Genomic DNA, 7,904 nt, shown 5'->3' with positions numbered 1-7,904 from the left:
CCCGCCCGCCGATGAAAAGGACCTTACAGGGCGGCCTCGAACGGGGGCAATATCCCCCTCAGCCGGCTGCGTGGTGGAGGGGCGCTGCGACCAGTGTCTGCCCTACCGGAAGGTGTCTCGCAATCAGTTGGGGAAGTTAAGCTTTTCTTTACCGGGCGGGTCTCGTGCCGGCTCCGAATCTTTTTTTTCGGAGTCCCTCCACCGCGCCATCCGGCCCCCGGCGATTCACCCAGCTGAATTGCTTTGCCCACTAAGATGATGAAAAATATGGAGGAATTTTGTGCGGTCAAAAGTCCCGGGCGGGACGATCTCCGACCTCTAAATCGGCCTTGAAGTCAAGACCGTAAAGGCGTGGAAAGATTGCGGAATCACCGTTGACAGCGGGTGTTGCGCGGCGGCATCGGGGCGCCTCGCGCAAGCTCCCAGGCAAACAAAAACCCGGCCTTTCGGCCGGGTCGAAAACTGCTCGCAAATCCGCTCTGATGAACGGCGATCAGGAAGCCAGCGCACCGATACGATGTGCGAGACGCGAAACCTTGCGCGACGCGGTGTTCTTGTGAACCACGCCCTTCTGTGCGGCCCGCATCAGCTCCGGCTGGGCAGCCTGCAGGGCAGCGGCAGCGGCGCTCTTGTCGCCGGAGGCGATCGCCTCCTCGACCTTGCGCAGGAAGGTGCGCACGCGGCTGCGGCGCGCCTTGTTCACTTCGGTGCGCCGTACGATCTTGCGCGCGGCCTTCTTGGCCGAAGTCGTATTGGCCATGGTCTGTCCTCGTCCTCATCGCGGTGAGCGCCTGGCTATCGCCGGCTGGCACGACCACGGACCTTCAGTTGAAAATGCGAGCGACGGTCCTGCCGGAGCAAGACCGCCGCGAGGCCCGACCCTATAGTTCCTGCAGCGCTTGGCGTCAACGCCGGAATCGCTGACGTTTTCAACCCGCCTTGCGGCGGACCGCCACGGCCTCGATCTCGACGAGGTAGCCATGGTGCAGCTCCGGTACCGGGACGACGGCGCGCGCCGGCCGATGCGGCCCGAACGCCTCGGCATAGATCGCATTGAACGCCGGCCAATGCGCCGCGCCGACCAGATAGGCGGTGACTTTCAGCACATCGGCCGGGCCGCAGCCGGCGGCGGCGAGCACGGCGAGGAGATTGTCGAGCGCCTGGCGTGCCTGCACCGCGAAGGGCTCGCCGGCGGTATGGCTACCGTCGGGGCGCGGCGCGAGCTGGCCGGAGACGAAGACCAGGTCGTTGTAGGCGACGGCCTGCGCATAATGCCCCGCCGGCGCCGGGACATCGGGCGACAGGATCGTCTCGATCTCGCTCACGCGCCCTCGCCGACGAAACGGGCGAAGCTGGCGAGGTCGACATTGCCGCCGCTCAGGATGACGCCGACGCGCTTGCCCTGAACCGGAACTGCGCCGGTGAAGGCGGCTGCCGCCGCAAGGCAGCCGGTCGGCTCGACCACGAGCTTCATCCGTTCGGCGAAGAAGCGCATCGCCGCGACGAGGGCGGCGTCCGGTACGGTGACGATATCCTCGACGAGATCGCGGATGATCGGGAAGGTGTAATTGCCGAGGAAGGCGGTCTGGGCGCCGTCGGCGATGGTCTTGGGCACGTCGATCTTGACGATCTCGCCCTTGCGCAGCGACTGCTGGCCGTCATTTCCGGCCTCGGGCTCGACGCCGTAGACCTTGCAGCCGGGATTGAGCGCCCTCGCCGCCAGCAGCGCGCCGGCGAGGAGCCCGCCGCCGCCGAGACAGACCAGCAGCACGTCGAGCTCGCCGGCCTCCTCGATCAGCTCCTTCGTCGCCGTGCCCTGGCCGGCGATGACGTCGGGATGGTCGTAGGGCGGGATCAGCGTCAGCCCGCGCTCGGCCGCCAGCCGGTCGCCCAGCTCGAGTCGGTCCTGCCTATAGCGGTCATAGGTGACGACCTCGGCCCCATAGCCCTTGGTCGCGGCGACCTTCGCCGCGGGCGCGTCGAGCGGCATGATGATCGTCGCCGGAGTGCCGGTGAGCTTGCTGGCATAGGCGATCGCCTGGGCATGGTTGCCGGAGGAATAGGTCAGCACGCCGGCCTTGCGCTGCTCCGGCGTCAGCGCCGCGATGGCATTGTAGCCGCCGCGGAACTTGAAGGCGCCCATGCGCTGCAGGTTCTCGGCCTTGAAGACGAGATTGGCACCGGTGCGCTCATTGGCGGTGCGCGAGGTCAGCGCCGGCGTCCGATGCGCGACGCCGGCGATGCGCTGTGCCGCCGCTTCGACATCGGCATAGCTCGGCAGCGCGATGCCGTCGGTGAGGGAGCGGGCTGCGGCAGTCATGGCGTATCCTGCGTGCTCTTCAGAGTGAGCAGCCATGGTCCAGCAGCGCCGCGGCCCTTTCAAGTGAAAGAAATTGGCCCTGGCCATGCATGCCGCGGGGCTGCCGGGGCCTGTGGCCTCAGTAGTTCTTGAATTCGGGCTTCCGCTTCTCGATGAAGGCGGCCATGCCTTCCTTCTGGTCGTGCGTGCCGAACAGCGCCGAGAAGACACGGCGCTCGAAGCGCAGGCCCTCGGCCAGCGTCGTCTCGAAGGCGCGATTGACCGATTCCTTCGCTGACAGCAGCGAGGGCAGCGACTTCGAGGCAATCTGCTCGGCCGCCTTCAGCGTCTCGGTCATCAGCTCGGCGAGCGGCACGACACGGGCGACCAGCCCGGCGCGCTCGGCCTCGTTCACGTCCATGAAGCGACCGGTGAGGCAAAGGTCCATCGCCTTGGCCTTGCCGATCGCATGGGTCAGGCGCTGGGTGCCGCCGGCGCCGGGGATGACGGCGAGGTTGATCTCGGGCTGGCCGAACTTGGCGTTGTCCGCGGCGATGATGAAGTCGGCCATCATCGCGAGCTCGCAGCCGCCGCCGAGCGCGAAGCCCGCGACTGCGGCGATGATCGGCTTGCGGCGCTGGCCGATCCGGTCCCAGTCGGCGAACTTGTCGTCGAGATAGGTGCCGGGATAGCTGCGCTCCTGCATCGCCTTGATGTCGGCGCCGGCGGCGAAGGCCTTCTCCGAGCCGGTCATGACGATGCAGCCGATATTGTCGTCGCGCTCGAAGCCGTCGAGCGCCGCGTTGATGTCGGCGATGAGCTGGACGTTCAGCGCGTTCAGGGCCTGCGGCCGGTTCAGCGTGATGACGCCGACCTTGCCCTTCACCTCGACGAGAATGGTCTCATAAGCCATGGCAGCCTCCCAATGCGCTGTGTCCGGGCCAGGAATAGCGGCCACCCGGGCCGTGGTCCATGCGCGCGGACGCACGGCGCGATGCGAGCCTCGGCGCAGGCAGTTCGGCGCGAGACCTCTAGATCGGTGGCCCGTCCTGCGATTCGACATGAAATCCCTTCGAGGTGATCAGCCAGGTACCGTCGATCCGGTGCCAGGTCAGGTGGTCCACGAACACCATCGTGTTGACCCTCACTCGCACTTTCGTCATCGCCTGCGTCGTGGAGGCGAAGTCGATGAACAGAATCTCGTCCGCGCGCTCGGCGTTGACCGACTTCGGCGATTGGCGCTTGTCGAGAATGTCGCGGTAGACCGGCATCGGCCACGCCATCAACTTGCCGTCGCGAAAGCCGTGCAGCTGGGCCGTGGGCGCGAAGGTTTGCTCGAGGCGGGACGTGTCGCAGTCATACATCAGGTCGAAATAGGTCTCGATCGCTTCGGTCAGCTCCGCCACGGACGAGCCGTCGACCGCGGGCTCCCTGGTCTTCGTCATCGCAAACTGCTCCTGCTTTCCCCCGTGAGCGGCGCCGGCCGTCGCCAAGGGCGTTCGTACTGGTTTGACGCTAGCGACAACCCAGCTATTTTTGAACGCTATCGACCTTGATTTCAGCTATAACGAATTAAAATGACGCAGCCTCCGCTCGACCTCGATTCCGTCCAGGCTTTCGTTCGCATCGTCGATCTCGGCAGCTTCACGCGCGCCGCCGAGGCGATGCGGACGACGCAGGCTGCCGTCAGCCTGAAATTGAAGCGCCTCGAGCAGCGGCTGGGATGCCGGCTCGTCGAGCGTACGCCGCGGCATGTCGAGCTCTCGGTGCGCGGCGCGGCCTTCCTGGACCATGCCCGCCAGCTCCTGGAGGTGCATGAGCGCGCGCTGTCCGCCTTCGTCTCAGCCCGAGAGCGGCTGGTCATCGGCATCAGCGACCATGTCGCGGGGCCGGACCTCCCGGCATTGATCGCGCGCATGAACGCGCAGGACCCGCAGCTGGTGATCGAGATCAAGATCGGGACGTCCAGTGAACTGCTCCAGAGCTTCGACCGGCGTGAGCTCGACACGGTGATCGTGCGCCTGCATGCCGGGCGCAGCGATGGCGAGCAGCTTGCCGACGAGAAGTTCGGCTGGTTCGCGGCGCCAAGCTGGCAGCATCGCCCGGGCGAGCCGCTGCCGGTCGCCACCATGGCCGAGCCGTGCGGCGTGCGCGTGATCGCCGGGCGCTTCCTTGACGAGGCCGGCATATCCTGGACGGAGAGCTTCGTCGGCGGTGGCGTCACGGCGGTCGTGGCTGCCGTCACCGCCGGGCTCGGGATCGCAGCATTGGCGCCGCGCATGCTGCCCTTCGGCGCGGTCGATGTCGGACAAAGGCTCGGTCTGCCCGATTTGCCCCGCCTGCCGATCCTGCTGCACACGCGGGTCAGGGATGGGCGCCCGCGCGATGCCCTCGCCGCGCTTTCGGCCGCATTCAGGAGCGTGGTGAAAGGCTAGTCGCCGCAGTTGGTCCCCTTGGGCCACCTCGCGCGTTGATCAGGCACGGCCGCCGAGCAGGAGGTGCGCATGACCGGCAAAACCCGAACCGATACCGCCTCGCGCCTCGTCAAGGCCTCGCCCGGGGCGGTCTACAATGCCTTCGCCGACCCGGCCGTGCTGTCGCGCTGGCTGCCGCCGAAGGGGATGCGGGCGAAGATCGAGCGCTTCGAGCCGCATCCGGGCGGCAGTTACCGCATGGTCCTGACCTATGACGATCCAAGCGGGGCTCCCGGCAAGGCCACGGCCGATAGCGACATCGTCGAAGGTCGCTTCGTCGCGCTCGATCCTGGCGAGCGCATCGTCTGGGAGGTCGGCTTCGTCTCGCATGACCCGGCCTTCGCCGGCACGATGACGATGACCTGGCGCTTCAAGGAGGTGCGCGACGGCACCGAGGTGACGGTGCTGTGCGAAAACGTTCCCGCGGGCATCGGCAAGGCCGATCACGATGCCGGCCTGCGCTCGACGCTGGAGAACCTCGCGCGCTTCATCGAAAACGCCTGATCAGACGGCTGGCCCGGCCTCGGCGAGCAGGCGTTGGAAGGCCGAGGGCGTCGCGCGCGAACGCCAGGCGGCGATCAGCCTGTCGGCATTGGCCTCGGGCGCGACGGCCGAATCCAGCTCGGCATCGTAGCGGCAATAGCTGTGGACCTGGTGGAAGTCGCGGCGGGCATCGCCGATTCGCCGGTCGCCGCGGGCGGCCTCGCGTCGCTCCAGCTCGCCGAGATCGCAATGCAGGCCGACGAAGAATACGTCCTGCCCCGCCAGAAGTCCGGCCAGACGCAGCAGCCAGGCGCGGCTCTCCATGATGTGCTCGACGATCAGATTGTTGCCGCAGCGGACATAGGCGAGCAGCGACTGTTCGAAGCCCTCGAAGAAGGCGTCGCGCATCGCGGTCCACTGGAACTCGCCGGAGCGGATGCGCGCGGTCGGCAGCACGCCCGAATCGCGCAGATGGTCGATCGAGATGTGCCAGAACGGCTCCTCGATCCGGGCCTGGGCGGCGCGCGCCAGCGAGGATTTGCCGCTGCTGGAGGCGCCGTTGAGCAGGATGATCCTGCCGGGCGGCCGAGGCGTGTCCGGCATGATCCTCAGCCCCGCTTCTGGCAGCTCTCGCAATAAAAGGTCGAGCGGCCGGATTGCACGAGACGCTTGACGAGATGGCCGCAGCCCGGCGTGACGCAAGCGTCACCCTCGCGGTCGTAGACCTTGAAGCGATGCTGGAAATAGCCGAGCGAGCCGTCGGCATGGGCGAAGTCGCGCAAGGTCGAGCCACCAGCGGCGACCGCCTCCTCCAGCACATCGCGGATGATCTGCGCCAGCAGATGCGCCTTGTCGCGCGGCCTGCCGGTCGGCGTCGCCAGCGAGCCAGCCTCGGCTTCGGGATGCAGGCCGGCGCGGAACAGCGCCTCGCAGACATAGATATTGCCGAGGCCGGCGATCAGGCGCTGGTCGAGTAGCGCCGCCTTCAGCGGTGCGATCTTTCCGGAGAACAGTTTTGCCAGCAAGTCGCCCGAGAGCTCGTTGCCGAGCGGCTCGATGCCCATCCCGGCGAAATGCTTGGAGGTTTCGAGCCCCGCGCGGGGCAGCAGATCCATGAAGCCGAAGCGGCGGACGTCATTGTAGGTGACGCGGGCGCCCGAGCCGAGATGGAAGACGACATGGTCGTGGATCAGGTGCCGGCCGATCTCGTTGTAGTAGGCGCCGGGCTCCGTCGGCTTCGTGCCTGGAGCTTCGACGATGAAGCGCCCGCTCATGCCGAGATGCATGACCAGCGCCTGCCCGTCGTCGAGATCGGCTATCAGGTATTTCGCCCGCCGCGACAGCGCCTCGATGCGCCGGCCGGTCAGGCGCTCGGCGAAGCGCTCGGGCAGGGGGAAGCGCAGATCGGGCCGATTCTGCTCGACGCGTGCGAAGCGCTCGCCGAGCATGGCGGGCTCCAAGCCGCGCCGGACGGTTTCGACCTCGGGAAGTTCAGGCATGGCATCGGCTCTTCAGCATGCGTCGAGAGGGCCCGCGACAAGCCCCGACGCTTTCGCTATTCATCGCCTCACCCGAACACAAGAGCGGCCCAACCGTGACAGCAGCCTCCGACACCACCCATTTCGGCTTCGAGAACGTGCCGCTCGGCGAGAAGCAGGCCAAGGTCGACGACGTCTTCCACAAGGTCGCCGGCCGCTACGACCTGATGAACGACCTGATGTCGGCCGGGCTGCACCGTGTCTGGAAGGAAGCTTTGCTCACCGCGCTGAAGCCGCCGCGCGACCGGGCCTTCCATCATCTCGACGTTGCCGGCGGCACCGGCGACGTCGCCTTCAAGGTGCTGGAGGAGGGCGGCCCGCAGACCGATGTCACCGTGCTCGACATCAACGCCGAGATGCTGGCCGTCGGCCGCGAGCGCGCGAACAAGCGCTTTCCGGAGGATGAGCGCATCCGCTTCGTCCAGGGCAATGCTGAGGAGCTGGCGCTGCCGGACAACAGCTTCGACGCCTATACGATCGCCTTCGGCATCCGGAACGTGCCGCGCATCGAGAAGGCGCTGGCCGAGGCCTATCGCGTGCTGAAGCGCGGCGGCCGTTTCCTCTGCCTCGAGTTCAGCCATGTCGACGTGCCTGTCCTCGACAAGATCTACGAGGCCTATTCGTTCAACGTCATCCCGCCGATGGGCAGGATGGTGACGGGCGAATCCGAGCCCTACCAGTACCTGGTCGAGTCGATCCGCAAGTTCCCGCGTCCGCAGGTCTTCGCCAACATGATCGCGGACGCCGGCTTTCGTCGTGCCAGCTTCACGCCGATGACCGGCGGGGTTGTGGCGCTGCATTCCGGCTGGAAGCTGTGAGTGAGGCTGAGGCCGTGACTGCCCAACGCCGTCATGCTCGCCCTTGTGGCGAGCATCCACGTCTTGAACTCCGCGCTGCCCGTAGGAAGACGTGGATGGTCGGGACAAGCCCGACCATGACGGGGAAGGCGCGTTCCGCGTTGCTATCGGCATGATCTCCGCGCTCGCCCATCTCGCCCGCTCGGCGCGGGTCGGCTTCGTGCTGGCGCGCGAGGGCGCGCTCGCGCTCGTCGACCCGTCCGTGCTGCCGCCGGCGGCGCGGGGCCTGATCGCGCTCGGCCGCCTGATCGAG

General features: G+C 67.1%; 11 protein-coding genes. 4 read left to right on the top strand and 7 right to left on the bottom strand.

What is annotated here, in order from left to right; translation table 11 throughout:
- Positions 1–493 precede the first annotated feature (493 nt).
- The 5 genes from rpsT to CXY91_RS25275 form a co-directional block, all read right to left on the bottom strand.
- Positions 494–760: a 30S ribosomal protein S20 gene (rpsT, locus tag CXY91_RS25295; RefSeq protein WP_091835631.1), complete on the bottom strand. Its 267-nt coding sequence runs from the start codon at positions 758–760 to the stop codon at positions 494–496.
- Between the two features lie 169 nt (positions 761–929).
- Entirely contained in the window at positions 930–1,325 is a 396-nt protein-coding gene (locus CXY91_RS25290; protein WP_100964432.1) for a RidA family protein, read from the bottom strand.
- Positions 1,322–2,320 carry a threo-3-hydroxy-L-aspartate ammonia-lyase gene (locus CXY91_RS25285; protein ID WP_100964430.1) on the bottom strand — a complete coding sequence of 333 codons (999 nt, stop codon included), beginning with the start codon at positions 2,318–2,320 and terminating at the stop codon, positions 1,322–1,324. The genes CXY91_RS25290 and CXY91_RS25285 overlap by 4 nt, the downstream gene beginning before the upstream one ends.
- Before the next feature lie 118 nt (positions 2,321–2,438).
- Positions 2,439–3,212 carry an enoyl-CoA hydratase gene (locus CXY91_RS25280; protein WP_091835621.1) on the bottom strand — a complete coding sequence of 258 codons (774 nt, stop codon included), beginning with the start codon at positions 3,210–3,212 and terminating at the stop codon, positions 2,439–2,441.
- A 118-nt stretch (positions 3,213–3,330) separates the two neighbouring features.
- The gene (locus tag CXY91_RS25275; RefSeq protein ID WP_248307636.1) at positions 3,331–3,792 is read right to left on the bottom strand and encodes a nuclear transport factor 2 family protein; all 462 of its coding nucleotides are present in this window, start codon (positions 3,790–3,792) and stop codon (positions 3,331–3,333) included.
- A gap of 84 nt (positions 3,793–3,876) precedes the next feature.
- Here CXY91_RS25275 and CXY91_RS25270 point away from each other — a divergent pair, with 84 nt between their 5' ends.
- Complete coding sequence (locus CXY91_RS25270; protein WP_100964428.1) at positions 3,877–4,734, top strand: LysR family transcriptional regulator; 858 nt, start codon at positions 3,877–3,879, stop codon at positions 4,732–4,734.
- Between the two features lie 69 nt (positions 4,735–4,803).
- A complete protein-coding gene (locus CXY91_RS25265) occupies positions 4,804–5,277 on the top strand; it encodes an SRPBCC family protein (protein ID WP_100964426.1) in 474 nt (157 codons plus the stop codon).
- On the opposite strand, the gene CXY91_RS25260 is transcribed toward CXY91_RS25265, so the two are convergent.
- On the bottom strand, positions 5,278–5,859 hold the full coding sequence (locus CXY91_RS25260; protein WP_100964424.1) for a chloramphenicol phosphotransferase CPT family protein: 582 nt from the start codon (positions 5,857–5,859) through the stop codon (positions 5,278–5,280).
- Between the two features lie 5 nt (positions 5,860–5,864).
- Positions 5,865–6,755, bottom strand: coding sequence for a bifunctional DNA-formamidopyrimidine glycosylase/DNA-(apurinic or apyrimidinic site) lyase (gene mutM / locus CXY91_RS25255; RefSeq protein WP_100964422.1), 891 nt, complete (start codon positions 6,753–6,755; stop codon positions 5,865–5,867).
- Between the two features lie 95 nt (positions 6,756–6,850).
- Between mutM and ubiE the strand changes: the two genes are divergently transcribed.
- Entirely contained in the window at positions 6,851–7,612 is a 762-nt protein-coding gene (gene ubiE, locus CXY91_RS25250; RefSeq protein WP_244543845.1) for a bifunctional demethylmenaquinone methyltransferase/2-methoxy-6-polyprenyl-1,4-benzoquinol methylase UbiE, read from the top strand.
- 91 nt (positions 7,613–7,703) lie between these two features.
- On the top strand, positions 7,704–7,904 hold a 201-nt coding region (locus tag CXY91_RS30390), incomplete at its 3' end, for a hypothetical protein (protein ID WP_158673580.1).

The sequence above is a fragment of the Allobosea sp. FBZP-16 genome, from assembly GCF_002831785.1.
Lineage (GTDB): Bacteria > Pseudomonadota > Alphaproteobacteria > Rhizobiales > Beijerinckiaceae > Allobosea > Allobosea lupini.
Note: the sequence above shows the minus strand (reverse complement) of the source record. Positions and strands in the feature narration are given on the sequence as shown.